The organism is Paraburkholderia sediminicola (assembly GCF_902859805.1).
In the GTDB taxonomy this organism is placed as follows: domain Bacteria; phylum Pseudomonadota; class Gammaproteobacteria; order Burkholderiales; family Burkholderiaceae; genus Paraburkholderia; species Paraburkholderia sediminicola.
In genome coordinates this window covers 273,117-297,710 of sequence record NZ_CADIKC010000001.1, presented here as the reverse complement: position 1 = coordinate 297,710, position 24,594 = coordinate 273,117, and the positions used below count along the sequence as shown (strand labels likewise).

22 protein-coding genes are annotated in these 24,594 nt (G+C 60.9%); 16 read left to right on the top strand and 6 right to left on the bottom strand.

Annotation, left to right across the window (positions count from 1 at the left end):
• Window positions 1-20 precede the first annotated feature (20 nt).
• The 8 genes from R8871_RS01335 (at window position 21) to R8871_RS01300 (ending at window position 12,078) form a co-directional block, all read left to right on the top strand.
• Entirely contained in the window at window positions 21-3,206 is a 3,186-nt protein-coding gene (locus R8871_RS01335) for an efflux RND transporter permease subunit (protein ID WP_175048695.1), read from the top strand.
• A 13-nt stretch (window positions 3,207-3,219) separates the two neighbouring features.
• Window positions 3,220-4,845 carry an efflux transporter outer membrane subunit gene (locus R8871_RS01330; RefSeq protein ID WP_175048694.1) on the top strand — a complete coding sequence of 542 codons (1,626 nt, stop codon included), beginning with the start codon at window positions 3,220-3,222 and terminating at the stop codon, window positions 4,843-4,845.
• A gap of 379 nt (window positions 4,846-5,224) precedes the next feature.
• Entirely contained in the window at window positions 5,225-6,064 is an 840-nt protein-coding gene (locus tag R8871_RS01325; protein ID WP_175048693.1) for a MetQ/NlpA family ABC transporter substrate-binding protein, read from the top strand.
• A gap of 42 nt (window positions 6,065-6,106) precedes the next feature.
• Window positions 6,107-7,522, top strand: coding sequence for an LLM class flavin-dependent oxidoreductase (locus tag R8871_RS01320; RefSeq protein ID WP_175048692.1), 1,416 nt, complete (start codon window positions 6,107-6,109; stop codon window positions 7,520-7,522).
• A gap of 13 nt (window positions 7,523-7,535) precedes the next feature.
• Window positions 7,536-8,693, top strand: a complete 1,158-nt coding sequence (locus tag R8871_RS01315; protein ID WP_175048691.1) for a methionine ABC transporter ATP-binding protein — start codon at window positions 7,536-7,538, stop codon at window positions 8,691-8,693.
• Window positions 8,686-9,342 (top strand): methionine ABC transporter permease, encoded by a 657-nt coding sequence (locus R8871_RS01310; RefSeq protein WP_120344862.1) that lies wholly within the window; start codon window positions 8,686-8,688, stop codon window positions 9,340-9,342. The genes R8871_RS01315 and R8871_RS01310 overlap by 8 nt, the downstream gene beginning before the upstream one ends.
• Before the next feature lie 144 nt (window positions 9,343-9,486).
• Window positions 9,487-10,689: an acyl-CoA dehydrogenase family protein gene (locus R8871_RS01305; protein WP_175048690.1), complete on the top strand. Its 1,203-nt coding sequence runs from the start codon at window positions 9,487-9,489 to the stop codon at window positions 10,687-10,689.
• 60 nt (window positions 10,690-10,749) lie between these two features.
• Window positions 10,750-12,078, top strand: coding sequence for an Nramp family divalent metal transporter (locus R8871_RS01300; RefSeq protein WP_175048689.1), 1,329 nt, complete (start codon window positions 10,750-10,752; stop codon window positions 12,076-12,078).
• Between the two features lie 195 nt (window positions 12,079-12,273).
• Here R8871_RS01300 and flhC read toward each other — a convergent pair whose 3' ends face one another.
• From flhC to R8871_RS01275, 5 genes are all read right to left on the bottom strand, one after another.
• On the bottom strand, window positions 12,274-12,843 hold the full coding sequence (gene flhC, locus R8871_RS01295; RefSeq protein ID WP_054039111.1) for a flagellar transcriptional regulator FlhC: 570 nt from the start codon (window positions 12,841-12,843) through the stop codon (window positions 12,274-12,276).
• A gap of 14 nt (window positions 12,844-12,857) precedes the next feature.
• A complete protein-coding gene (gene flhD / locus R8871_RS01290; protein ID WP_028194930.1) occupies window positions 12,858-13,178 on the bottom strand; it encodes a flagellar transcriptional regulator FlhD in 321 nt (106 codons plus the stop codon).
• Between the two features lie 520 nt (window positions 13,179-13,698).
• The gene (locus R8871_RS01285) at window positions 13,699-14,922 is read right to left on the bottom strand and encodes a YeeE/YedE family protein (RefSeq protein ID WP_175048688.1); all 1,224 of its coding nucleotides are present in this window, start codon (window positions 14,920-14,922) and stop codon (window positions 13,699-13,701) included.
• 134 nt (window positions 14,923-15,056) lie between these two features.
• Window positions 15,057-15,587 carry a GNAT family N-acetyltransferase gene (locus tag R8871_RS01280; protein ID WP_175048687.1) on the bottom strand — a complete coding sequence of 177 codons (531 nt, stop codon included), beginning with the start codon at window positions 15,585-15,587 and terminating at the stop codon, window positions 15,057-15,059.
• A 93-nt stretch (window positions 15,588-15,680) separates the two neighbouring features.
• Complete coding sequence (locus tag R8871_RS01275) at window positions 15,681-16,559, bottom strand: helix-turn-helix domain-containing protein (protein ID WP_175048686.1); 879 nt, start codon at window positions 16,557-16,559, stop codon at window positions 15,681-15,683.
• Between the two features lie 402 nt (window positions 16,560-16,961).
• On the opposite strand from R8871_RS01275, the gene R8871_RS01270 reads away from it, so the two are divergent.
• The 6 genes from R8871_RS01270 to R8871_RS01245 all read left to right on the top strand — a co-directional run bounded on the left by R8871_RS01270 (window position 16,962) and on the right by R8871_RS01245 (window position 19,644).
• Complete coding sequence (locus R8871_RS01270; RefSeq protein WP_175048685.1) at window positions 16,962-17,330, top strand: nuclear transport factor 2 family protein; 369 nt, start codon at window positions 16,962-16,964, stop codon at window positions 17,328-17,330.
• A 26-nt stretch (window positions 17,331-17,356) separates the two neighbouring features.
• Entirely contained in the window at window positions 17,357-17,617 is a 261-nt protein-coding gene (locus R8871_RS01265) for a hypothetical protein (protein ID WP_175048684.1), read from the top strand.
• A 121-nt stretch (window positions 17,618-17,738) separates the two neighbouring features.
• Entirely contained in the window at window positions 17,739-18,203 is a 465-nt protein-coding gene (locus R8871_RS01260) for an RbsD/FucU family protein (protein ID WP_168435985.1), read from the top strand.
• 54 nt (window positions 18,204-18,257) lie between these two features.
• Complete coding sequence (locus R8871_RS01255) at window positions 18,258-18,665, top strand: VOC family protein (RefSeq protein ID WP_175048683.1); 408 nt, start codon at window positions 18,258-18,260, stop codon at window positions 18,663-18,665.
• Window positions 18,666-18,875: 210 nt separating this feature from the next.
• Entirely contained in the window at window positions 18,876-19,307 is a 432-nt protein-coding gene (locus R8871_RS01250; RefSeq protein ID WP_175048682.1) for a DoxX family protein, read from the top strand.
• Window positions 19,308-19,371: 64 nt separating this feature from the next.
• Entirely contained in the window at window positions 19,372-19,644 is a 273-nt protein-coding gene (locus R8871_RS01245) for a hypothetical protein (protein ID WP_093634704.1), read from the top strand.
• A gap of 55 nt (window positions 19,645-19,699) precedes the next feature.
• Here R8871_RS01245 and R8871_RS01240 read toward each other — a convergent pair whose 3' ends face one another.
• Entirely contained in the window at window positions 19,700-21,268 is a 1,569-nt protein-coding gene (locus tag R8871_RS01240; RefSeq protein ID WP_175048681.1) for an MFS transporter, read from the bottom strand.
• Window positions 21,269-22,178: 910 nt separating this feature from the next.
• Here R8871_RS01240 and R8871_RS01235 point away from each other — a divergent pair.
• Complete coding sequence (locus tag R8871_RS01235) at window positions 22,179-23,840, top strand: phospholipase D-like domain-containing protein (RefSeq protein WP_175048680.1); 1,662 nt, start codon at window positions 22,179-22,181, stop codon at window positions 23,838-23,840.
• A gap of 38 nt (window positions 23,841-23,878) precedes the next feature.
• On the top strand, window positions 23,879-24,517 hold the full coding sequence (locus tag R8871_RS01230) for a histidine phosphatase family protein (protein ID WP_246287297.1): 639 nt from the start codon (window positions 23,879-23,881) through the stop codon (window positions 24,515-24,517).
• Window positions 24,518-24,594 lie beyond the last annotated feature (77 nt).

Sequence of the window (24,594 nt, the reverse complement as noted above, 5' to 3'; positions counted from 1 at the left end):
TCCAACGTTAAGAGCTTCCCATGAACATATCCAAATTCTTCATCGATCGACCGATCTTTGCCGGTGTGCTATCGGTATTGATCCTGCTGGGGGGCATCATTTCGCTCTTCAAGCTGCCGATTTCGGAGTACCCGGAAGTGGTGCCGCCTTCGGTGGTGGTGCATGCGCAATATCCGGGCGCCAATCCGAAAGTGATCGCGGAGGCCGTTGCGGCGCCGCTTGAAGAGCAGATCAACGGCGTTGAGAACATGCTGTACATGCAGTCGCAAGCCAATAGCGACGGCAATCTCACGCTGACGGTGACCTTCAAGCTCGGCACTAATCCGGATCTCGCGACGCAGCTGGTGCAGAACCGCGTCAACCAGGCGCTGCCGCGCCTGCCGGAAGACGTGCAACGGCTTGGCATCACGACCATCAAGAGTTCGCCGACGCTGACGATGGTGGTCCACCTGATCTCGCCGAACAATCGCTATGACATGACGTACCTGCGCAACTACGCGTTGCTCAACGTCAAGGACCGGTTGGCGCGGATTCAGGGCGTCGGCGAGGTGCAGCTGTGGGGTTCGGGCGACTACGCGATGCGCGTCTGGCTCGATCCGCAGAAAGTCGCGCAGCGCGGTTTGACGGCGACCGAAGTGGTCAACGCAATCCGTGAGCAGAACATTCAGGTGGCAGCCGGTGTGATCGGCGCATCGCCTTCGGTGCCGGGCACGCAACTGCAGTTGTCGGTGAATGCGCGTGGCCGCTTGAAGACTGAGGGCGAATTCGGCGACATCATCGTCAAGACCGCGCCGGACGGCGGCGTGACGTACCTGCGTGATATCGCACGCGTCGAACTGGCGGCGTCGGAATACGGCCTGCGTTCGCTGCTCGACAACAAACCCGCTGTGGCGCTCGCTATCAACCAGGCGCCGGGCGCGAACTCGCTCGCGATCTCCGACCAGGTTCGCTCCGCAATGAAGGAACTGGCGGAAGACATGCCGGCAGGCGTCGAGTACAAGATCGTCTATGACCCGACACAGTTCGTGCGCTCGAGTATCGAGGCGGTGATTCACACGCTGCTCGAAGCGATCGCGCTGGTGGTGATCGTGGTGATCGTGTTCCTGCAGACGTGGCGTGCGTCGATCATCCCGTTGATCGCAGTACCGGTGTCGATTGTCGGTACGTTCTCGCTGCTGCTGGCGTTCGGCTTCTCGATTAACGCGTTGTCGCTGTTCGGGATGGTGCTAGCCATCGGGATCGTGGTGGACGATGCGATCGTGGTGGTGGAGAACGTCGAACGGAATATCGAAAGCGGGCTCAGTGCGCGCGACGCGACGTATAAGGCCATGCAGGAAGTGAGCGGGCCGATTATCGCTATCGCGCTGACGCTGGTTGCCGTGTTTGTGCCGCTCGCTTTCATGACCGGCCTGACGGGTCAGTTCTACAAGCAGTTCGCGATGACCATCGCGATCTCGACGGTGATCTCGGCGTTCAACTCGCTCACCTTGTCGCCGGCGTTGTCCGCGATGCTGTTGCGCAGCCACGGCGCGAAGGAAGACATCCTGACGCGTGTGATGAATCGCGTGCTGGGCCGTTTCTTCAAGGGCTTCAACAAGGTGTTTCATCGCGGTTCGACGGAGTATGGCCGTGGCGTGAAAGGCGTGCTGCGCCGTAAAGGTGCGATGCTCGCGGTCTACGCGATCCTGCTGGGCGCAACGGTGTTGATGTCGCGCGTCGTGCCGGGCGGGTTCGTACCGGCGCAGGACAAGGAATACCTGATTGCGTTTGCGCAATTGCCGAACGGTGCATCGCTGGATCGCACGGAAAAGGTGATCCGCGATATGAGCGCGATTGCCTTGAAGCAGCCGGGCGTGGAAAGCGCGGTGGCGTTCCCGGGCCTGTCGGTGAACGGCTTCACCAATAGCTCAAGCGCGGGCATCGTGTTCGTCACGCTGAAGCCTTTCAAGGAGCGTGGCAACAAGAAGCTCTCGGCCGGTGCGATTGCTGGCGCGTTGAACCAGCAGTACGGTGCGATCAAGGATTCGTTCGTGGCCGTGTTCCCGCCGCCTCCGGTGCTGGGTCTGGGTACGCTCGGCGGCTTCAAGATGCAGTTGGAGGATCACGGCGCGGTGGGTTACGCAGAGTTGAACAAGGCTGCGGAAGCATTCGTGAAGAAAGCGGCACAAACGCCTGAACTTGGACCGACGTTCTCGAGCTATCAGATCAACGTGCCGCAATTGAACGTCGACCTGGACCGCGTGAAAGCCAAGCAACTCGGCGTGCCGGTCACGGACGTGTTCAACACGATGCAGATCTATCTGGGCTCGCTGTATGTGAACGACTTCAACCGCTTCGGCCGCGTTTATCAGGTGCGGGTGCAGGCTGACGCGCCGTTCCGTCAACGTGCCGACGACATCCTGCAACTGAAGACGCGTAATGCTGCTGGCGATATGGTGCCGTTGTCGTCGCTGGTGACGGTGACGCCTACGTATGGTCCGGAAATGGTGGTGCGCTACAACGGCTATACGGCTGCCGACATCAACGGTGGTCCGGCGCCGGGCTTCTCATCGGGCCAGGCGCAAGCCGCGGCCGAACGCGTAGCGGCGGAAACCTTGCCGCATGGCGTGAAGCTCGAATGGACCGACCTGACGTATCAGCAGATCATCGCCGGCAATGCGGGTTTGTGGGTGTTCCCGATCAGCGTGCTGCTCGTGTTCCTCGTGCTGGCCGCGCTGTATGAAAGTTTGACGCTGCCGCTCGCGGTGATCCTGATCGTGCCGATGAGCGTGCTGTCCGCGCTCACCGGTGTGTGGCTCACGGGTGGCGACAACAACATCTTCACGCAGATCGGTTTGATGGTGCTGGTGGGGCTGTCGGCGAAGAACGCGATTCTGATCGTCGAGTTCGCTCGCGAACTCGAACATGACGGGCGTACGCCGCTTGCTGCAGCAATCGAGGCGAGCCGCTTGCGTCTGCGTCCGATTCTGATGACGTCGATCGCTTTCATCATGGGTGTGGTGCCGCTGGTGCTGTCGAGCGGAGCGGGTTCGGAGATGCGTCATGCGATGGGTATCGCGGTGTTCTTCGGCATGCTCGGCGTGACGCTGTTCGGCCTGATGCTGACCCCTGTGTTCTATGTGGTGCTGCGTACGTTGGCGGGCGGGACGATTCACGTCGCGCAGAAAGACGCGCCGCACCTTGGGGCGCCGGCGACGGAAGCCTGAGGAGAAAATAAAAATGAATCGTTTTGAATCTTTAAGCGGGTGGGGCAGAGCGGCTGCCAGCGGTTTGCTGCTGGCGTTGCTCGCGGCCTGCTCCGTGGAGCCCACGTATAAGCGGCCGGAGGTGGATACACCGGCTGCGTTCAAGGAAACGCCGGCTGCTGCATCGGCTGCGTCCGGCGCGTCGGCTACCTCGGCTACCTCCGCCGCATCGGCGCAGGACACGGGCACCTGGAAGCAGGCTCAGCCCGCCGACGACGCGCATCGCGGCGAATGGTGGACGATTTTCGGCGATCCGCAGTTGAACGCGCTGGAAGAGCAGGCGGCTGCCGCGAATCAGGACTTGAAGGCGGCTGCGGCACGCGTGCAACAGGCGCGTGCGGTGACGCAGGCGGCGAAGTCGGACTGGTTCCCGAAGTTCGACGGGGGCTTTGGCCCGACGCGCGAACGGGCGTCGGCGGCATCGCAATTGCAGCCGGATAGCGCGGGCGGTACGACGGGCACGATCTGGCGCGCGCAGGTGGGCGCTTCGTATGAGACCGATCTGTTCGGGCGGGTTGGTTCGAACGTGAATGCATCGCGTGCGGACGAGCAACAAAGTGAAGCGCTGTTCCGCTCGGTCCAGTTGTCCTTGCAGGCCGACGTCGCGCAGAACTACTTCCAGTTGCGTGAGCTCGACACGGATCAGGATCTGTACCGCCGTACCGTGGCGTTGCGCGAGGACACGCTGAAGCTGGTTGAGCGTCGTTTCAAGGAAGGCGATATCGGTGAGCTGGATGTTTCGCGCTCCCGCAACGAACTGGCGAGTGCGCGTGCGGATGCTGTGGGCGTGGCGCGCCAGCGCGCCGCTTCCGAGCATAGTCTCGCGATTCTGCTCGGCAAGCCGCCGGCGGATTTCTCGTTCGCGGAAGCGCCGCTCGCGCCAGTGACGGTGCGTGTGCCACCAGGTTTGCCTTCGGCGCTGCTCGAACGTCGGCCGGACATTTCGGCGGCGGAGCGGGCGATGATGGCGGCGAATGCGCGAGTCGGTCTGGCGAAGTCGGCATTTTTCCCGAAGCTCGATATCACGGGCGCGTTTGGGTATGAGTCGGCGACGCTCGGCGATCTGTTCATGTGGTCGAGCCGCGCGTTCCTCCTCGGGCCGTTAGCCGGCACCGCGCTGACTGTGCCTCTGTTCGATGGTGGACGCCGCAAGGCCAACCTCGCGCAAGCTCGCTCGAAGTATGACGAAGATGTCGCGCAGTATCGTCAACAGGTGCTGGTGGCGTTCCGTGAGGTCGAGGACAACCTGGCCGATCTGCGTTTGCTCGACGATCAGATGCGCGAGCAGAACAATGCGGTGGTGGCCTCGCAACGCGCGGCGCATCTGTCGCGCACGCAGTACACGGAAGGCGCGGTCAGCTATCTGGATGTGATCGACGGCGAGCGGCAGGTGCTGACATCGCAACTGCAGGCGAGCCATCTGTCGGGCACGCAGGCGGTGGCGACGGTTAATCTGATTCGCGCGCTGGGCGGCGGCTGGGGCGATGTGAAGCCGGCGGGCGACGAGGCGGTGGGGGCGGTTGCGCCGGCATCGGGTGCGGTTGCTGCGTCTGCTTCTACGTCCGCTTCTGCGTCGGCGGAGCAGGTGGCGAAGCGCTAGAGTTTTGGTTTGTTGGTCGGCGAAGAACGCCGGGTCGCGCTAAAGCGTGGCCCGGCGTTTTTTCTTTGGTGACGTGTTACGTCAGCTCCATGGGGCGAGCCCCAAATCATTTTTCCCGCTTTCCTTCCAAAAATCCGTTCGTAGACCGCCGGTTTCCCGCCGTCTATGATGATTCGCACCTCATCTGGAGAGAGGCGATGACCTGTCCGACCTGCCGCTGTCCGCGCTGATCCGCTCGCGCGTTCTATCGCTGCTGCGCGCCGGTTAAACCGCGCGCTGCAAATTTTCCATTGTTCGACCGATTCCGGCGCGCCTGCCCGCGTGCCGCGGGACCGGCTCGCCTCGAAACACACTACGCCCCCTTCCTAACGAGTTCACCATGCGTATTTCTCTGAGCACTGCACGGCGTTTTTTCAAGGCGCGGACGCTGACGTTCCTCGGCGCGTTCGGCCTCGCGCTGTCGTTGTCCGCTACGCCCGCGTTCGCGGCAGACACGCCCACGCTGAAAATCGGCATCGCCACCAGCCCGCAAATCGAGGCGCTTAAAGTCGCCGCGCGCGAAGCAAAGGAGCAAGGGCTGGACGTGAAGATCATCGAGTTCACCGACTGGAATACGCCGAATGCGGCGCTTGCCAACAAGGATATCGACGTCAACTATTTCCAGCACATCCCGTTTCTCGAGAACGCAAAGAAGCAGGGCGGCTACAACTTCGTCGCAATCGCCCCGGGCACGATCATGAAGATCGGTCTGTATTCGAAAAAGATCAAACGCTTCGATGAATTGAAAGACGGCGCTACCGTCGCCATCGCTAACGATCCGGTCAATGGCGGCCGTGGTCTGTTGCTGCTGCAGCGTGCCGGTCTGATCAAGCTGACGCCGGGCATCGACTATCGCGCCACGACGCTCGACATCATCGACAACCCGAAGCACCTGAAGATCGTTCAGCTCGAGGCCTCGCAATTGGCCCGCTCGCTCGACGACGTGGATCTCGCCCAGGGCTACCCGAGCTTCATCAAGCTCGCGGGCACGACCGATCCGAACAGCGCATTGTTGTTCGACGGCCTGGAAAACAGGAACTACGCGATCCAGTGGGTGGTGCGTCCGGAAAGCGCAAATGATCCGCGCATCCGCAAGTTCATCTCGATCTACCAGCATTCGCCCGCTGTGCGCGCCGCGCTCGACAAAGCCTTCGGCAGTCTCTACGCCGTCGCCTGGTAAGGCACGCCGCTAGCAACGTTGCAACCAGCAAGGAGCCGCACGATGGCGAAGAAAAAGATCCTACTGAACGCGTTCAATATGAATGCGGTCGGTCACATCAATCATGGTCTGTGGACGCATCCGCGCGACCGTTCGGCGCATTACACCGACCTCGACTACTGGACGAGCCTCGCGCAAACGCTCGAGCGCGGCAAGTTCGACGGGATCTTTCTCGCGGATATCGTCGGCGTATACGACGTTTATCAGGGTGGTCCGGACACCCCGTTGCGTGAATCGGTGCAGATTCCGATCAACGATCCGTCGCTGATCGTGCCCGCGATGGCGCACGTGACGAAGCATATCGGCTTCGGCGTAACGTCGAATCTGACTTACGAGCCGCCGTATCTCTTCGCGCGCCGCATGTCGACGCTGGATCATCTGACCAAGGGCCGGGTGGGTTGGAATATCGTCACCGGCTATCTGGACAGCGCGGCGCGTGGCATGGGTCTCGCACAACAGATCAGCCACGACGACCGTTACGATCGCGCGGACGATTACATGGACGTGGTCTACAAGCTGTGGGAGCAAAGCTGGGAAGACGATGCGGTGGTGCGCGATCGCGAGGCGCGTATCTTCTCGCACCCTGACAAGGTGCATCGCGTGAAACACGACGGCCCGTACTATTCGATCGACGCCATTCATTTGAGCGAACCATCGCCGCAACGCACGCCGGTGCTGTATCAGGCGGGTTCGTCGAGCCGGGGCGTCGATTTCGCGGCGCGTCACGCGGAATGCGTGTTTGTCGGCGGCCAGAACAAGCAGCTCACGCGTTCCATTGTCGACGACATTCGCGCACGGGCGGTCAGCTTCGGCCGCGCGCCGGACGATATCAAGATCTTTGCCGGCATCACCGTTGTAGTCGGCGAAACAGAACGCGCCGCGCAGGAGAAATTCGAAGAGTACCGGCGTTATGCGAGCGCCGAGGGTGGCATTGCGCATTTCTCCAGTTCGACCGGCATCGACTTCTCGCAGTACGAGCTGGATGAACCGATTTCGTATGTGAAGACCGAATCGATGCAATCGGCTGTTGAAGCGATTTCGAAGAAGAGCGTGAGCGGCGTATGGACCAAACGCAAGGTGCTCGAACAGATGACGCTCGGCGGCCGCGCGAAGCCGGTAGTCGGCTCGCCGCAGCAGATCGCGGACGAGCTGGTGTCGTGGATAGAAGAGGCGGGCGTTGACGGATTCAATCTGACGCGCACGGTCATGCCCGAATCGTTCGAAGACTTCGTCGATCTGGTGGTGCCGGAATTGCAGAATCGCGGCGTCTACAAGGAAGATTACGACCCGGCGCCGACGCTGCGTGAAAAGCTGTTCGGCGGCGGCAGGGCACGACTGCCTGAGGTGCATGCCGGCGCGCAGCATCGGCGTCATACACCCGTTGCGCAGAACGGCGCGCGATCCACCGTGGACGCTTGAGAGGAACGAAGCCATGGCTCATCTTTTCGACGTGCCGCAATTCATTGAAGACGCACCGTCCCTCGCCGTGAATCGTGATGCGGCCGATGCCGCGCAGGAAGTTGTCGTATTCGACGACGTGGGCAAGGTGTTCGCCAACTCGCGCGGTGTGTCGAGCGCGGCGCTGGCGAACGTCACTTTGAGGGTGGCGCGTGGTGAAGTGTTCGGCATCATCGGACGAAGCGGCGCAGGCAAATCGACGCTGCTGCGGCTCGTCAATGGTCTGGAAAAGCCGAGTTCGGGCGCCGTGCGTGTGAATGGCGTGAGCGTCGGCGAGCTCGACGAACGCGGGCTGGTCACGCTGCGGCGGCGTATCGGCATGGTGTTCCAGCATTTCAATTTGCTCTCCGCCAAAACGGTGCGCGAGAACATTGCGTTGCCGCTCAAAATCGCTGGCGCGCCAAAAGCTGCGATCGACAAAAAGGTCGACGCGTTGCTCGAACTGGTCGGCCTGTCGACCAAACGCGATGCCTATCCGGCGAGTTTATCCGGCGGCCAGAAACAGCGCGTCGGGATCGCGCGTGCCCTCGTGACTGACCCGGACATTCTGCTGTGCGACGAGGCAACCTCCGCACTCGATCCTGAAACGACGCAAGCCATTCTCGCGTTGCTGCGCGATATCAATCAGCGGCTCAACCTGACCATCGTGCTGATTACGCACGAGATGCAGGTGATTCGCGAGGTCTGCGATACGGTGGCCGTGATCGAGCGTGGTGAAGTGGTGGAGGCGGGTCCGGTGTGGCGTGTATTCGGCGACCCGCAGCACGACGCGACGCGCGCGTTGCTGCGCACGCTGGTGCATGATCTGCCAGCGGATCTCGCCGCGCGCGTCAAACCGTTGCACGAGATCGTGCAGACGGATGCGCAGATTCTGCTCGACGTGCGCTTCACCGGCAGCGATGCGCGTGAGCCTGACCTGGGCGGATTGACGGCTGCATTGAGCATTGAAGGTAGCCGCGTGAGTTTCGTGCATGGCGGCATCGACCGGATTCAGGGGCATGCGCAGGGGCGTCTGGTGGTGTCGGCGGAAGTGCGCGCGAACAGGGATGACACGGTGCAAAAGCAGATCGCGACGCTGCTCGAGCGTGCACGTCACTATGCCAATCATGTCGAGGTCCTCGGCTATGTCTGATCTTTGGCTCTCAGAACTCGCCGATGCCATTCGCGACACCATCGTCATGGTCGGCGTATCGGCCTTCGTCGCGGCATTGATCGGCATTCCCCTTGCACTGGTGCTGGTCACCACCACGCGCGGCGGCATCTTTGAAAAACGTGTGGTGAATAGCACACTCGGCGCACTCGTCAATGCATTCCGCTCCACGCCGTTCATCATTTTGCTGGTCGCCCTGTTGCCGCTCACGCGTTTGCTGATCGGCACGACGATCGGCGTATGGGCTGCCATCGTGCCGCTCAGCATCGCAGCGATTCCTTTTTTTGCGCGCGTAGCCGAAGTGAGCTTGCGCGAAGTGGACCGCGGTTTGATCGAAGCCGCGCAGGCAATGGGCGCGCAGCGCCGGCATATCATCTGGCATGTGCTGCTGCCTGAAGCACTGCCGGGCATTCTCGGCGGCTTCACGATTACCGTGGTGGCGATGATCGGTTCCTCGGCCATGGCGGGCGCGGTGGGCGCCGGGGGTCTCGGTGACCTGGCGATCCGCTACGGCTATCAACGTTTCGATACTACCGTGATGGTGACGGTGATCGTCTTGCTGATCGTGATTGTGACGGCTGTGCAGTTCGTCGGCGACCGCTTCGTGCGACGGCTTGCACAACGCGCATGATTGTCGCCTTTCGACCGCTATTTGCATGACGAATACGCGCTTGCGGCCCACGTTTTCAGCGCCGACGCCACCGTCTATCATGTTATTTACGACGCTGGGCGCAACGAGACTCCCGCTCGTCAAACCTCTTCAAGTGGACATTGCATGAACGAACCTCGACATCCCGGGGCGCTGCAATCGCTGAAAACCGGTGCTGCGCCTGTGGTGCGCGACCTGACCGGCTTGCTCGATGCGTTGCGTGCCAGCGCGGCTCAGCGCGATCGCGACGGCGGCCACGCCGCGCAGGAAAAACAATGGATCGCTGACGCGGGGTTGCTCACACTCGCCGTGCCGCGCGAATTCGGCGGTTCCGGCACGCGCTGGCCCGAGATCTACGAGACGATCCGTCAGATCGCGCGGGTCGACAGTGCGCTCGCGCATCTGCTGGGCTTCACGTGCCTGCAGGTGGTCAGCGTCAATGTATGGGGCAACCCGGAACAACGTGCCCGCTATCTGGGCGGCACCGTGGAAAATCGCTGGTGGTGGGGCAATGCAGTCAATCCGCTCGACACGCGACTCGTTGCAAGCGCAACCAGCGACGGTGGCTATCTTTTAGATGGGCAGAAAGGATTTTGTTCGGGCACGCGCGGCTCGCACATGATGACGGTTTCCGGACACGATCCGGTTACCGGCAAAGCGGTGTTCGCGGTGGTGCCGACCACGCGTGAAGGCATTACCGTTCACGAAGACTGGAATCCAATCGGTCAGCGGCAAACCGATAGCGGCAGCGTCTCCTTTGTGCAGGTCAAGGTCGAACCGCACGAGGTGCTGGAGCGGGCCGACACGTCATACGCGAGCCTGCGTACGCTGATCTCGCAGCAGGTGCTGATCAATCTGTTCGTCGGCATCGCGCAGGGTGCGCTTGAAGAAGCACGCGCGTACGTCACACAGTACGGCAAACCGTGGATATCCTCGGGCGTCGAAAAAGCCACCGACGATCCCTACCTGATCCAGCGCTTCGGCGAGATGCGTCTGCAGGCGGTAAGCGCGGAAGCACTGGCAGTGCGTGCCGCCTACGCACTCGAAGACGCATGGCAACAAGGCCCCGCTCTGGACGCCGAAACTCGTGCACAGGTAGCGCTCGCCACCTCGGAGGCGAAAATCGTCGCGCACCGCGCCGCGCTCGACGTCAGCGAAAAACTGTTCGATGCCTGCGGCGCGCGCGCCACCCACGCGCCGCTCGCGCTCGACCGCTTCTGGCGCAACGCTCGCGTGCATACGCTGCACGATCCACTCGACTATCGCGTACGCGACGTCGGCCGTTATGCGTTAAGCGGGACATTGCCGGAAGTTTCTTTGTACACTTGAGGCGGTTCGCGGCGGCCTGCATGAGGCGTCGCGGTTTATCCCCTTCAAGAGATCACCGGCTTGCAGTTCAAATTACCGACCACCGCAACGGCGCCATTTTGCCCATCCGAGGTGCAAGGCACGGTTGCCGTCACGCAAGGCGCGCCGTTCTGGAAAAAAATCCTGCAATTCGCGGGGCCAGGCCTGCTGATTTCGATCGGCTACATGGACCCTGGCAACTGGGCCACGGATATCGAAGCAGGCTCGCGTTATGGTTACAGCCTGCTGTTCGTCGTCATGCTGTCGAGTCTGGCGGCGATGGCGCTGCAATGTCTGAGCATGCGTCTTGGCATCGCCACCGGGCGGGATCTCGCGGAATTGTCGAGACTGCGTTATTCACCAGGTGTCGCGCGCTTTCAATGGTTGCTTGCCGAACTGTCGATCGTGGCCTGCGATCTGGCCGAAGTGCTCGGCGGCGCGCTGGCTTTCCATCTGCTCTTTAAATGTTCGCTGACCACCGGCGTGTTGCTGACTGCGTTCGATACGCTGATCGTGCTCGGCCTGAAGGGCAAGAATTTTCGCGACCTTGAAGCGATCATGCTTGGGTTGATCGCGACGATCGGCGTCGGCTACATCATCGAGTTGGCGCTGGTGAAGCCACATTGGCCGTCGGTCGCGCAAGGACTGATTCCTTCGTGGCAGGCACTCAGCAGCCGCGAGCCGATGTATCTGGCGATCGGCATTCTCGGTGCGACCGTGATGCCTCACAACCTTTATCTGCATTCGTCGATCGTGCAGACCCGCGCGGTTAAACGTGATTCGGCCAGCATCCGCTCGGCGATCGGCATGTCGCGCATCGATACGATTGTCTCGCTGATCATTGCGCTGCTGATCAACATGGCGATCCTGATTCTCGCCGCCGCCGCGTTCCATGCGACCGGCCATAATCAGGTCACCGAAATCGAAGACGCGTACAAGCTGCTGGCGCCAATCGTCGGCACCGGTTTCGCGGCAGTGCTGTTCGCGATCACACTGCTGGCCTCGGGGCAAAGTTCGACCTTCACCGGCACGGTGGCGGGGCAGGTCATCATGGAAGGCTTCCTGAAGCTGAAAATTCCGTGCTGGCAGCGGCGCTTCATCACGCGGGCGCTCGCCTTGATTCCGGCGCTGATTGGTGTGCAGATGATGGGCAACGGTGCAGTCGGCAAATTGCTGGTCGCAAGCCAGGTCGTGTTAAGCCTGCAACTGCCGTTCGCGCTTTATCCGCTGATCCGCATGACCAACGATCGTTCGTTGATGGGCGAATTCGCCAACCGACTGCCGACGCGGCTCCTCGCCTGGTCGCTGTTCGTGGTGATCAGTGCGGCGAACCTGTGGCTGGTGGTGCAGACGGTGGGACTGGTGGACTGATGCAGTAGCGAGAGGTAGCGGAGTAGCGGGTGGCATCGGCTGTTAGATGTGAGGTGCCCCGTGTCCCATGCCCCGTGTCCCATGCCCCGTGCCTGGACGAAAACCACACAAAAAAAAGTCCGCGGGATGGCGGACTTTTTCCAAGGTGCTTCGGTTCGAATCAGGCTGGACCGGCCCTCATCGATTCCACTTAACTCAGGCGGCTTGCGCGATCTGCGCTGCTTCGAGCGCTTCCTGACGAGCGGCGGCCGCCTTTTTGGTCTTGCCGGCGCGCGATGGCGGTTGGCATGCGCCACACACCACGTTGTGTTGGAGGTCGTGCTTGTGCGCGACGAACTTGCCGGTGCAACGGCAGCATTTGGTCAGCTGCAGGATGTCGGCGTCGAAGAAACGCACCAGCGTCCATGCCCGCGTGAGATCCAGCACCGGTTCGGAGTCGCTGTGCTGGCAATGTTCCAGATACAGCCGATATCCTTTGGTCAGCGCGTCCAGGTGCGAGCAACGCGCTTCGTTCTTCAGGAACAGGTACGTGTTGTAGAACAACGACGCGTGGATGTTCGCGAGCCACGTCATGTACCAGTCTGCCGAGAAAGGCAGCATGCCTTTGGGTGGCGATACACCTTTGACCTCGCGGTACAGGCGGATCATGCGGTCACGCGAAAGCGTCAACTCGCTTTCGAGCACCTGCATGCGCGCGCCGAGTTCAATCAGCGCGATGGCACGGAATACTTCTTGTGCGTCTTCCGTCAGGCTACGCTTGAGCATCGCGGTCACCTCGATTAAGCAAACTGCTCAGCAGGCTGGCCTGCAAGCAGGATCGCCGCGTGAGTCGGTGCAACTGCTGCGTGCTTCGTCGTTTGCGTCAACGCCGACAACATCGAGTGGTCGTTGAAGCGGAAGAAGCACAAAAGCTGATCGGAAGCGGCCAGCTTGACGATCTGCGCGAGCGACAGCCCGGCAAGCAAATCAGCCAGTTCCGACGACAGTCCCAGTCGGAACATGCCGACCGGTTTGTCCTCACGCAACATACGTTGCGCGAGCATGATGTAAGACAAGTTGATCTCGCGGATTGAATCCAGCGTCTCGCTGCTACGGTCCATTTTCTGTTTTCCGAAGCCCCGAATTACTAAGTCGGCTTTTTTTGCCGTTATGTCTTTTATGCCTCGCCGGAAACGTTGTCCTCCGGCTACATGTCACCACCTGATACAGATCGCGACTTTTTGATACATCGCGTTACATTTCGTAACAGCTTGGGACGAATTGTATGAAGGGCAAAACAAGAAATCAATCCCCTCTCAAAAAAATATCTCAAAAAGATACATCAAATTTCGGTAAGTCTTTCACAGTCCTGTAATAGACGATGCTTAGCGGATTTTTTGCCGCCTGAGAATTTCGTCTGATCCATGAAAACCCTTGTGTGGCGGGCGTCGGAGTTATTCATCCGAGCAATGATATGTAACCGGTGGAGAACCGGAAAATCAGGACTGAATCAGAAAGGAAATAGAAAGCGAGCCCAATTGAAAGTAATAAATACCGTTCATTGACGCTGCTGTGGGGACAAATCAGGCGTGTAACAAGTGGATGCGGCCCCAGTTACAAACGAGGCCGCATTTGTAACTTCTAGCAACCGTTTGCGCGGACCCGTTCGACTTCGAGGCCGAACACCGGGCGCAGGCGGGTGCCGAGCACGTTGCCGGCGAAGGCGGCGACCAGCCACAGCCAGCCGTGCAAGCTGCCTGACACGATGCCGCTGAAATAGGCGCCGATGTTACAACCGTAGGCCAGACGGGCTCCGTAGCCGAGCATCAGCCCGCCGACCACCGCCGCGATCAGCGAGCGGGCCGGCACCTTCCAGACCGGCGCGTAACGGCCGGCAAGCGCGGCGGCCGTCATGGCGCCGAGGATGATGCCAATGTCCATCACCGTGGTGACGTCATGTGTAACAGGGGCGGCCAGTGCGCCGGCGTTGGCGTGAGCGGCCCAATACGGCCAATTGGCCACATCGATACCCAGTGCGGCAAATAGCTTGGCGCCCCACAGCGCAAACGCCGACGTCACACCCCATGGGCGACCGGACAACGCCAGCGTCGCGAAGTTGAGCAGGACCAGAGCGATTGCGCCGACGAACATCGGCCACGGGCCATGCAGCCAGGGCGACGCGTGGGCCGGACGCTGAGGCTCGTCGATCAGCCGGCCATGGCGGCGCCGTTCGACCCATATGGTGAGCGCCGCGATCGCGGCGAACATGAGCAAATTCAGCGCGATCGCCCAGCCCAGCCCGAGCGTGGTCACCATCGAAAGCGGTTTAAGAGACGGCAGTGCGGTCCAGAACGGCATGTGCGCGGTGGCGACAACCGAACCGATGACGAACGCCGCCAGCGTGACGATCATGCGTGTACTGCCGCCGCCCACGGTGTACAGCGTGCCGGACGCGCAGCCGCCGCCCAGCTGCATGCCGATGCCGAACATGAAGGCCCCGACCAGCACGGACGTGCCGGCCGGCGCGACGAGGCCGACTACCGGCCGTCCGAACAGCGTACCCGCGGCGAGCGCGGGAAAGAACAGCAACACGCCGAGCGCCAGCATCAGCATCTGGGCGCGCAGACCCGCGCCGCGGCCGTCGGCGATAAAGACTCGCCACGCGGAGGTGAAACCGAACGCCGCGTGATAGAGCGATAACCCCAGCAGCGTGCCGACGATGTAGAGCGCTGCCTGGCGGCCGCTAACGGTCTGCGCCAGATAGACGGCGCCCAGCGCGATTAGAAGGAGTGCCGCGCCTAGCGGTTTCGGATTGATGTCGAAACGGCGTGGGACGCGCGGAAGCGAAGTGGCAAGATCGGACATGGTGTTTGACTGGCGAGCGGCAAATCGGAGATAGCCCGAAGGCGGCGGATGAGCCGCTTCGGGGTTGGTGCAGCGGAAAGGTGATTGAAAAAGATAGCACGGATCGCGCGTTGCAGCACGGCGCCCGAATGCTGTTACATGAAGCGCGCCATCAGATCAGCATCGTGAAACACACCGCCGACGTTCAACGCGTCGACCTCGCAACCATATTTGCGAAAGCCAAGCGACTCATAGAGCTTGCGTGCCGCCTCATTGCGGCTACCCACCATCAGCTGGATTTGCCTTAGACCTTCTATCTGCGCCGCTCGCGCCAGCAACTCATTGAGCAGGGCGCGCCCGACTCCGCGGCCCGCCGCTTCCGGTGCGACATACATTCCGACGACGGAGGCCTTGTGCCGTTCCTTGTCGCTCTGGTTACGCAGCAATCCCACCACGCCGATCAATGGCGTATCAGCCGATTCATACGCACCGAGCAAAAAATCGCCTTCGGCCGCGCGTGTGCCTTCCAGCATCGCGTCGTGCCGCGCGGCGCCCTTGGCCACCGCGTCCTCGTAGCTTTGACCGAACGATTCCGGATGCGCCTTCAGTCCGCGCAGGCGAAGCTGGAAGTAGGCGTCGCGGTCGGCCAGACCGAGTTGGCGGACCAGTAGGGCGCTGTTGATCAAGTATGTTTCTCCGTGTGGTTTGCATGGTGCTGCAAGTGTGAACAACCCAGCCTTCGATGTTGCTCCTCGGGCTTATGCGGATCAGCGGTTCTGCTATGGCTTCACGGCTTCAGATCCTTGGCCTTCGGCGCGCTGGCTCGCGGCAAACTCGCGCAACGCCGCCGCGGTTTCCTGATCGGCGGGGAAGAAGGCCTCGATAGCAAGCTCCGACAGTGTGACATCTACCGGTGTGCCGAACACCGTGGTCGTGCTGAAGAACGACAGCACGCCGATCGGTGTGCGCAAGCGCAGCGGCACGGCGATCTGATTGCCGGCGGTGTCGTCGTGGTCGGCCGCTTGCGCGCCGGGCGGAGCGGGATAGGCGGCGAGTTCGTCGCGCAGTGCGCTCAACGTGTCGTCACCGCTTACGTCGATCTGGCGCTGGAGCCGGGATAGCGCGTGCGCGCGCCAGGCATGCCAATTGACGATCGACGCTGCGATGCCTTCCGGATGCAAGCTCAGTCGCATCGCATTGACCGGCGGTTTCAGAAGCTCCGGGCTTGCGCCTGCAAGCAGCGGCGCAAGCGCATTGTTCGCGGCAACGATGGTCCAGTGACGATCGATCGCGAGAGCCGGATACGGCTCGTGACCTTTGAGCACCAACTCAACTGCCTCGCGTGCGGCGGCTAACTGCGGGTCAGTCAAAGGGCGTTCGCGGAACAGCGGCGCATAACCCGCCGCAATCAGCAGTGCATTGCGCGCGCGCAGTGGCACGTCGAGCCGCTCGGCCAGGTGCATCACCATTTCCCGGCTGGGCACCGCACGACCCGATTCCACGAAGCTCAGATGCCGCGTTGAAATATCGGCTTCGGCGGCAAGCAGCAACTGGCTCATTCTTCGCCGCTGCCGCCATTCGCGCAGCAGATCGCCGACCGTGCGGCTTGCCGTCGGCCTGTTCGACGGGATGGTTTGTGCAAGAGAGAGTGTGTTCATGTTGCCGATGATAGCCAAAGCGCGTTAGCGATCCATTACCTGACAGGTAATGGAATACCCGGAAATGCACCGCAATACCCGGGAATATCCGAGAAAGCGTAGGAGCACCCTTGAATGCGTAGCTCATTCAGGACGTTGCCCTAGGCTGCGGCACGCCAGGCGCGAATCAACGCTGCGCACCCCCCAACCTTGAGGTTAACGACTGACGCAGCTGGTGACGATTCAGCCGGACGGCCGATCCGGTGGACAAAAAGGCGCAGTTCCTCAAGCCGGTGCATCCAGATGCTTACCTCCCACGTAATCGACGCGCTGCGCTCCAGCCGTCAATCTTCATTCCGAGCCCGCCGCATACAACGTGTCTGCCGAGCGTAGTGCTCAGTCATGCCAATCAAGGAGTCTGAGATGAATGCGCATACCGATCTGATCGACCGTTATTTCGACGCATGGAATGAAACCGATGCAGTGCGCCGCCGCGAACTGATCGCCGCGACATGGACTGCCGATGCCGACTATCGCGATCCGCTGCTGGCAGGCGCGGGCCATGACGGCATCGACGCGATGATCCGTGCCGTGCATGAACGCTTCCCCCATCACACGTTTCACCGCACGACGGAAGTCGACGGTTTCGCGAACCGCCTGCGCTTTTCGTGGGCACTCACCACGCCGGCCGGCGAGGCAATCGTCAAGGGATCCGACTTCGGCGTGCTCGACGCGCACGGCCGCCTGCAGGCGGTGACCGGTTTCCTCGACCAGATTCCTGCCGCTACCTGACCACACCACTTTTTACGGAGACGATCATGCACGAGTCCGTTGCCGTCACGGCTCCCGGTACTGTCCTCACGGTCGCGCGCCTGTCGGGCGCCGTCGATGCGCTTTCCAGCGCGATCGCCGGTTTCGCTCTGCTGGCCGGCGCGCGAGCGTTCACCTTCACGGCGTTGCTGGCCTGGCGCGAACCGGTGCTAGGCGGCGTGGGTCTCGTGCTGCTCGCGTTGGTCGGATGGCTACGGTGGCAGTGCCACGGAATGCCGCTCGCCGCATCGTGTGGAAAGGCGGATTGACGGTGAGCCGCGGGCAACGGACCGTGCGCCACGGTCTTGCTACAATCGATCGCGACGCGCCACAAGGACGATCCGCTCGATCCCGGGTGGCTGGCGGCCAATCGACCCTCAAGGAGACACCGTGCTGAAGAATCTGGACCCGCTGCTGAATGCCGACGTGCTGCATGCGCTACGCTCGATGGGGCATGGCGACGAACTGGTGGTTTGCGACGCCAACTTTCCGGGCGCGTCCGTCGCGCAGGAGACGGTGCTGGGCAAGCTGCTGCGCCTCGATGGCGTGAACGCGCCGCGTGCCATTCGCGCGATTCTGTCGGTGATGCCGCTGGATACATTCATCGAGCGTCCTGCGTCGCGTATGGAAGTGGTCGGTGAGCCGAATACCATTCCGGCCGTTCAGCGCGAAGTGCAGATCGAGATCAATGCAGCGGAAGGGCGCGAGGTGCCGTTCGCTTCGGTCGAACGTTTCGCTTTCTATGAGCGGGCGCGCAAAGCCTATTGCGTGATCGCTACCGGCGAAGAGCGCGGTTACGGCTGCTTCGTTTTTACGAAGGGTGTTTTGCTCGCGCCGGATGCGCCTCAGCAGTAGCACCTCACAGCACCTCATAGCACTTCGCAGCACCCCACGACGGCGACAAAACCCATGAGCTTCTCGATAGACAGTCTCGATCATCTCGTTCTGAATGTCGCCGACGTGGAAGCCAGCGCGGCCTGGTACGCACGCATGCTCGGCATGCGGCGTACCGAGTTCGAGTCGCGCAGCGGCATGCGCGTGGCGATGACGTACGGCAATCAGAAGATCAACCTGCGTCCCGCGGATGCCGACACGGTCGCGTGGTTCACCGGGCGCGAGCCGGTGCCGGGCAGCGCCGATCTGTGTTTTGTCACCACCACGAGTCCCGCTGAGGTCAAAGCTCACTGGCTCGCTCAGGGTGTCGAGATAGAGGCTGGTCCGGTTGAACGCGACGGCGCGCGCGGCAAGATGACCTCGGTGTATTGCCGCGATCCCGATGGCAATCTGATCGAGGTCGCGACGTATCCCCGCGCTTAGGCACGGCGGCGATACTTTTCGTGGCGTGCACGGTCAGGCACCCGCAGGGCGCTCGGACACCTTTTCCCTTCCGTTGAGACGGCGCGGATTGCGCCGTTCATGCCGGCCCACGCTTGGAAAAGGCGGGCAGTGCGCCTATTCTCAGGTGCAAAGTGGGGAACTGCGGCCGTCTGGCCGGGTCTGCTGCTTATTCATTTACAGGAGCCCCTCATGACGCGTCCCGTCGATTCCGGCGTCATCCTCATCGCGCGTATTGCCCTTGCCGTGCTGTTTTTATGGGGCGGTGTGATGAAACTGCTGGGCTATGCGGGCTTTGTCGGCTACCTGAATTCGAAGGGTGTGCCGCTCGTTCAGGTCGCCGCACCGGTTGCAACGGCGGTCGAGGCACTCGGTGGCCTGCTGCTGATCGTCGGCTTCAAGATTCGCCCGCTCGCGCTCATCATGGCCGTCTACACGGTGGCAACCGCAGTGCTGGGCCACGATTTCTGGAATGTTACCGATCCCGCCTTGCAACGCGATATGGTGATTCACTTCTGGAAAAACATCGGTATCGCGGGTGGTTTCCTGCTGCTGTTCGTGACCGGAGCGGGCCGAATCAGTATCGACGGCGCACGCTCGCCACGCGGCGGGCTGAATCTGTGATCGTGCAATTGAGGTAGTCTGTGCAGGTCGCTTGTGATTGTGGCTGTAACCAAGGGAGCAAATAATGATCCAAAGTTTTGAGCAAACCATTGGCGGCAAGGTTACGCAGTTATGCGCAAGTCTCGGCGAAGGGCCTACGCCGCATCGCGTCATCATCAGCCTTGCCGATTCGGCGAAAACATTGGTGGTTCTGGATGCATCGGGTCTTATCAGCACAATCAAGGCCGAAATCGAACAGCCGGAAAAGCTGATTGCCGATGCGATCACCAAGGCGCAGAACGAAGGGCTGATCGAACGCGCGATCGACACCGGCACGATTCAGGAAGCGCCGCTGTAAGTCCGCGGGGCGGCACCGCGATTTGCGGAGCCGCGCTGATAAGCTGAAGTGAGGATCAGCGCGATTCATGAACTCGCCGGGTGCCAGTTTTGTGCGGTCTGGCGCTCGACGCGTGCGGCTCGGGATGGACAAGGCAGCCCATTACGCCGCCGACCACCAGCAAACCGACCGAGATGGCCGTTGCAGTCTGCATTCCCGCGACGATCTGCGTGGCAGCCGCGCCGCTTGCCAACGCGCCGAAGGCAGCCACACCCACCGCACCGCCTGCTTGCCTGGCGGTATTCAGCACGGCAGACGCAGTGCCGGCGCGCTGTGCCTCGACGGAAGCCAGCACGGCGGTTGTCATCGCCGGCACCGCGAGACCCATGCCGGACGGAATCAGCAGGAATGGCAGCAGCAAGCCGATGAGCGGCGTAGACGCGTCGACGAAATGCAGCAGACCGTAGCCGAGTCCCGCAGTGATTGCGCCGGCGATCATCGGCACTCGTACGCCAAAGCGCCCGACCACCCAGCCGCTCGCCACGTTCGAGAGCAGGAAGCCGCCCGTCAACGGCAGGAACGCGAGACCCGCCTGCAGCGGGGTATAGCCGCGTACGCGCTGCAAGTACAGACTCAGCACGAACACCATGCCGTAGTACGTCAGATTCACGCAAATGCCGAACAGCACCGCCGCATTGAAGGTGCGCTTGCTGAATAGCGTGAGCGGCAGCATTGGCGCCGCGACACGCGATTCCACGACGATAAAGGCACCGGCCGCGATCAGCGCGAGGATGAAGCCGCCGGCGACCAGCGGATGGCTCAGCCCCAACGGCCGCCATTCGATCACAGCGGCGACGAACGCGGTGAGTGCGACGATCGCAAGGGCCTGGCCGCTCAGATCGATACCACGCGGGATTGCTGCAGCCGCGGCGGATGTCGGTGTTGTAACACCATCCGCAGTTCTCGCGCCAGTGGCTGCTGTTGTTCCAGTCCCTGTGCGAGTCCCAGTCGCGGCCGCAGCAGGAGACCGAGCCGCTGCTTGCGCGTTTTTCCGCGCGGCCCCGGATTGTGGCACCCAAAGCAAAGTCGCTAGCAACCCGGCTACGCAAATCGGCAGATTGACGAGAAAGATGCTGCGCCAGCCGAACGCCGCAATCAGCACGCCACCGACCACAGGTCCAGCCGCGATTGCAATCGCGCCTGCGGCCGTCCACAGCCCGACCGCACGTGCCCGGAGCTTCGGATCGTGGCCGTATGACTGATTGAGCAGCGCCAGCGAGTTCGGCAGCATGGCAGCGGCGCCGATGCCTTGCACGGCGCGCGCGGCGACCAGCATGGTGGCATCGAGCGCGAGTCCGCAGGCGAGCGACGCGAGCGCAAACAGCACGATGCCGACAGCATACATACGCCGTGTGCCGAGCCGGTCCCCGAGCGCGCCCGCCGAAAGCATCAGCACGGCGAACGCGAGCGTGTACGCGTCAACGACCCATTGCAGGCCCGCGACATCCGCATGCAGATCCGCGCCGATCTTCGGCAACGCGATGTTGACGATGGTCACGTCGAGCTGCGTGACCACGAAGCCGATGCTGACGGTCGCAAGGACGCGGCCGAGGGCTGGCGAGATGGCGGTATTGGAAGAGTTCATGATGGTGACCTGCAAACGAACCGTGTGATGGATCTTCTCGGTACCTATTGATTAGTGGAAAAATCGTTCGGCCCGGGTCTGAGGGTCGGACAAATAAACCTGTCCTGGGTATCGCGCGCATCTTGCCAACAATTATGAGACTTCGTTGTCCCAGACATTTCCATCCGTCGTGAACTTTGGAATGCACGAATGTGGGGTTGGAAGGGGAGGATCGGTGGCGAAAATAGACCTCCTCCGGGAGAAGTGTCTCCGTCGCCTCCAGTACCGCGATGTCTACTTCGTCATAGGGCGTTGCGCTCACCGTGGCTCTTGCGCTCGTGCAGTCGTTACTGTGCACCAGCGAGATACGGAATACGGGTATGAACGAAACACACGGCGTTTAGTGGAGTGCTTCGTGAACCTAAATATATTCATTTCGAATAACACTGTTCTAGTGCCAACCCGCCAAGATCTTGCAATCGTCGCCACACCAGCTTCGGCAAACGGTAAATGGCGTATATGTTCGTAGGATCGACACACGCCCTTCACATAGGCAAGGTAGAAAGACTTTTCGATGCGCAAGCGTGATAGCGCTTCTGGCCTCTGACTTGAGCTCTGTCGTTCGCGATTTCAGACATCTTTCGCTCCCACTCGGGAACATGCAGCTTTAACAGTACATCGAACACGGCCACGCAGCGTATCGCATCTGCGGGAACCCGTATCGACCCGTTTTGGTTCCTTGATTCATGGTGAATCAGGTTCAAAAGTGCGCCCTTCGCAGAAAACGTATCAATGCCTTCATTCTTCGCTGCGTCGGAAGTTAAGTTTGGAATGCATACTAAATTGAGGAGGCGATGTGACTAAAATATTTGCCGCGACGGCGACGTCAAATGGGTTCACAGTCAAGGCGTATACCGGAGACCGGTGCGTAATGCTCGCGTTTGACCTGAACGACCACTTGACTGCAAAGCTTGCCGGGTTCGCCATTCGACGTCGAGTGGGCAATTCGGGGGATTGGACCTGGCTAGGTAACCGGCTTTCATTTGACGGTGCTTATACGAATCGGGCGGGGGCCGACAAGGGGAAGTTCTTCTCCTCGGACGTTGCTCCGTTCCAGAAATTCTGGTGGCTGGATTTCCCGGCGGATGGGACCAGTGGAACGTTCTGTTACGAGGTTGTCGTCAAGCGCTTCGTTCGCGACCAGTCGGCGGAGTTGACGAACGACCAGACCGTCCAGTTGACAATAGATGTCGGCCCATTCCAGGAAGGTAATATCGAGGTGGCGTTTACTCGCGGCTATCTGTCGTCTCAGGCGTATGCGGACAAGTTTGACGATAAACCCTTCCAGCCGCACGTGACAGCAGCGAACTGGGATTTCGATCCGGCGCCCTATCTCAACCAATGGGCATGGCTCGGGGGACATGCGCGACAGGCCATCGACGATTTCCTGACTGAATGTCACAGTGAGGACGGGGCAACGCTGGATGCATTTGTCTACGACCTCAATGAACCGCAGATCATCGAGGCGTTTGCCCAGTTGGCCCAAGCGGGAAAACTCAGACTGCTGGCGGACAACTCAAAGGAGCACGCGGACGGGACTGTTGCTGCACTGGCCTTTGAAAAAATCCAGAATCTGGCGCCTGCTGGAATGAAAAGCGGTTTTATGCGCGGCAAGTTCAAACGCTTCCAGCACAACAAGGTGTTGATCAAGAAGGTCGATGGCGCGCCAGTCAAGGTCCTGACCGGATCAACCAATTTTTCCATCACAGGTCTCTACGTCAATGCCAATCACGTTGTTGTGTTCGACAATGCGAAAGTCGCCGGGCAGTATGAAACCGCGTTCAATACTGCGTTGAAAGATGAACTGGCCGCACCAAAGTTTTACTCGGACGAGATTTCGATGAAGGAATTTCCGATCAACGAATCGGGCATGCCGTCTCTCGTTTTCTCGTTTGCTCCTCACAAGGTTCCCGATGTCGGGCTGAAGAGAGTATTGGGTGCGATCAAGGGCGCTGAAAGTTCGGTCATCTTCGCCGTGATGGACCTGAATGGCAAAGGTGAAGTACTGAAGGCGCTGTCCGATCTGCATGCCGATCGCAACGTTTTCTCCTATGGCATCTCGGACTCTGTCGATCCCGAAGACGACACTGTCAACGGTACGACGGTTTACACGCCGTCTTCAAAGGGCGGAGAACTTGTATACTCGAAGGCGAACCCCGAGACCTTTCCTCTACCATTTGCGAGGGAGCGCGAGGTGACCGGAGCGGCTTCACATATCGTTCACCACAAATTCGTCGTCGTCGATTTCAACGGGACAAATCCGGTCGTTTTCTGTGGTTCGTCGAATCTGGCGGAGGATGGGGAAGAGTGCAACGGTGACAATCTCCTTGCTATCTACGACCGCGCGATTGCCACGGCTTTTTCGATTGAAGGCATCCGGCTTGTTGACCACTACGCCTTCGCCGAAGCGCTTAAGAAAGCCGGGGCGTCCCAACAGCCGCTTCGTCTCAAGTTTGACGGAGAAAAGTGGTGGTCGAGGTATTACACGCCGAACGATATCCGTGAAAGCGAGCGTCAGCTGTTTGCACGTTAGGTGTCTTATGGGGCGGCGCAAACAATGCAGTTGCCCAGGTGCCGTGCTTCGGCGTCACAGCCCGCAACTGGGGAAGTTCGGTACCACTTGCCATCGGTGATTTCGGGAAACAGACGATGTCTACAACGAAAATCATGTTAGTGCGCCATGCGGAAAAGCCGGAAGGAAATGTGCTCGGTGTAACGCCTGACGGCAAAAACGACCCCGAAGCGCTCACCGTTCAGGGGTGGCAGCGCGCCGGCGCACTGATAGGGATTTTCTCGCCAGCGCCGGGCCAGGTCTGCCGGCCTGGTCTCGCGACGCCACAGCGGTTGTTTGCGTCGGGAAGCGCGAGTAAGCGTCCACAGCAAACGCTGCAACCACTCGCGGCCAGGCTGGGAATGAACATCGATGCATCGATCAAGAAAGAGAAGACGGATGAGCTGGTGAAGCGAATCACCGAAGCTGGCGGCATCGTTCTCGTAGCATGGCAACACGAGGACATTCCAGCAATTGCGGGGGAAATTCTCGGTTCAGACGGAATCTGTCCGTCTGAATGGCCGGGGAACCGGTTCGACCTTGTGTGGGTTCTCGACAGGTCGACCGGGATCGCCCCGTGGAGTTTCTCGCAGATTCCCCAGCTCCTCCTCGCGGGTGACCAGGCTTCGGTTATTCCTGCGAGTGGCGCCGGTCAGTAGCCCGCCGCGACCCCGTGATGTTTTCGTCGAACCGTTGACGCCACCGTTTGATGTAACCAGCCGACGATTTCCACGTC

Excerpts from the sequence above, each read along its gene's own strand:
- R8871_RS01335 (WP_175048695.1), top strand. The coding sequence starts at position 21 with ATGAACATATCCAAATTCTTCATCGATCGACCGATCTTTGCCGGTGTG.
- R8871_RS01330 (WP_175048694.1), top strand. The coding sequence starts at position 3,220 with ATGAATCGTTTTGAATCTTTAAGCGGGTGGGGCAGAGCGGCTGCCAGC.
- R8871_RS01325 (WP_175048693.1), top strand. The coding sequence starts at position 5,225 with ATGCGTATTTCTCTGAGCACTGCACGGCGTTTTTTCAAGGCGCGGACG.
- R8871_RS01320 (WP_175048692.1), top strand. The coding sequence starts at position 6,107 with ATGGCGAAGAAAAAGATCCTACTGAACGCGTTCAATATGAATGCGGTC.
- R8871_RS01315 (WP_175048691.1), top strand. The coding sequence starts at position 7,536 with ATGGCTCATCTTTTCGACGTGCCGCAATTCATTGAAGACGCACCGTCC.
- R8871_RS01310 (WP_120344862.1), top strand. The coding sequence starts at position 8,686 with ATGTCTGATCTTTGGCTCTCAGAACTCGCCGATGCCATTCGCGACACC.
- R8871_RS01305 (WP_175048690.1), top strand. The coding sequence starts at position 9,487 with ATGAACGAACCTCGACATCCCGGGGCGCTGCAATCGCTGAAAACCGGT.
- flhC (WP_054039111.1), bottom strand. The coding sequence starts at position 12,843 with ATGCTCAAGCGTAGCCTGACGGAAGACGCACAAGAAGTATTCCGTGCC.
- flhD (WP_028194930.1), bottom strand. The coding sequence starts at position 13,178 with ATGGACCGTAGCAGCGAGACGCTGGATTCAATCCGCGAGATCAACTTG.
- R8871_RS01285 (WP_175048688.1), bottom strand. The coding sequence starts at position 14,922 with ATGTCCGATCTTGCCACTTCGCTTCCGCGCGTCCCACGCCGTTTCGAC.
- R8871_RS01275 (WP_175048686.1), bottom strand. The coding sequence starts at position 16,559 with ATGAACACACTCTCTCTTGCACAAACCATCCCGTCGAACAGGCCGACG.
- R8871_RS01270 (WP_175048685.1), top strand. The coding sequence starts at position 16,962 with ATGAATGCGCATACCGATCTGATCGACCGTTATTTCGACGCATGGAAT.
- R8871_RS01265 (WP_175048684.1), top strand. The coding sequence starts at position 17,357 with ATGCACGAGTCCGTTGCCGTCACGGCTCCCGGTACTGTCCTCACGGTC.
- R8871_RS01255 (WP_175048683.1), top strand. The coding sequence starts at position 18,258 with ATGAGCTTCTCGATAGACAGTCTCGATCATCTCGTTCTGAATGTCGCC.
- R8871_RS01250 (WP_175048682.1), top strand. The coding sequence starts at position 18,876 with ATGACGCGTCCCGTCGATTCCGGCGTCATCCTCATCGCGCGTATTGCC.
- R8871_RS01245 (WP_093634704.1), top strand. The coding sequence starts at position 19,372 with ATGATCCAAAGTTTTGAGCAAACCATTGGCGGCAAGGTTACGCAGTTA.
- R8871_RS01240 (WP_175048681.1), bottom strand. The coding sequence starts at position 21,268 with ATGAACTCTTCCAATACCGCCATCTCGCCAGCCCTCGGCCGCGTCCTT.
- R8871_RS01235 (WP_175048680.1), top strand. The coding sequence starts at position 22,179 with ATGCTCGCGTTTGACCTGAACGACCACTTGACTGCAAAGCTTGCCGGG.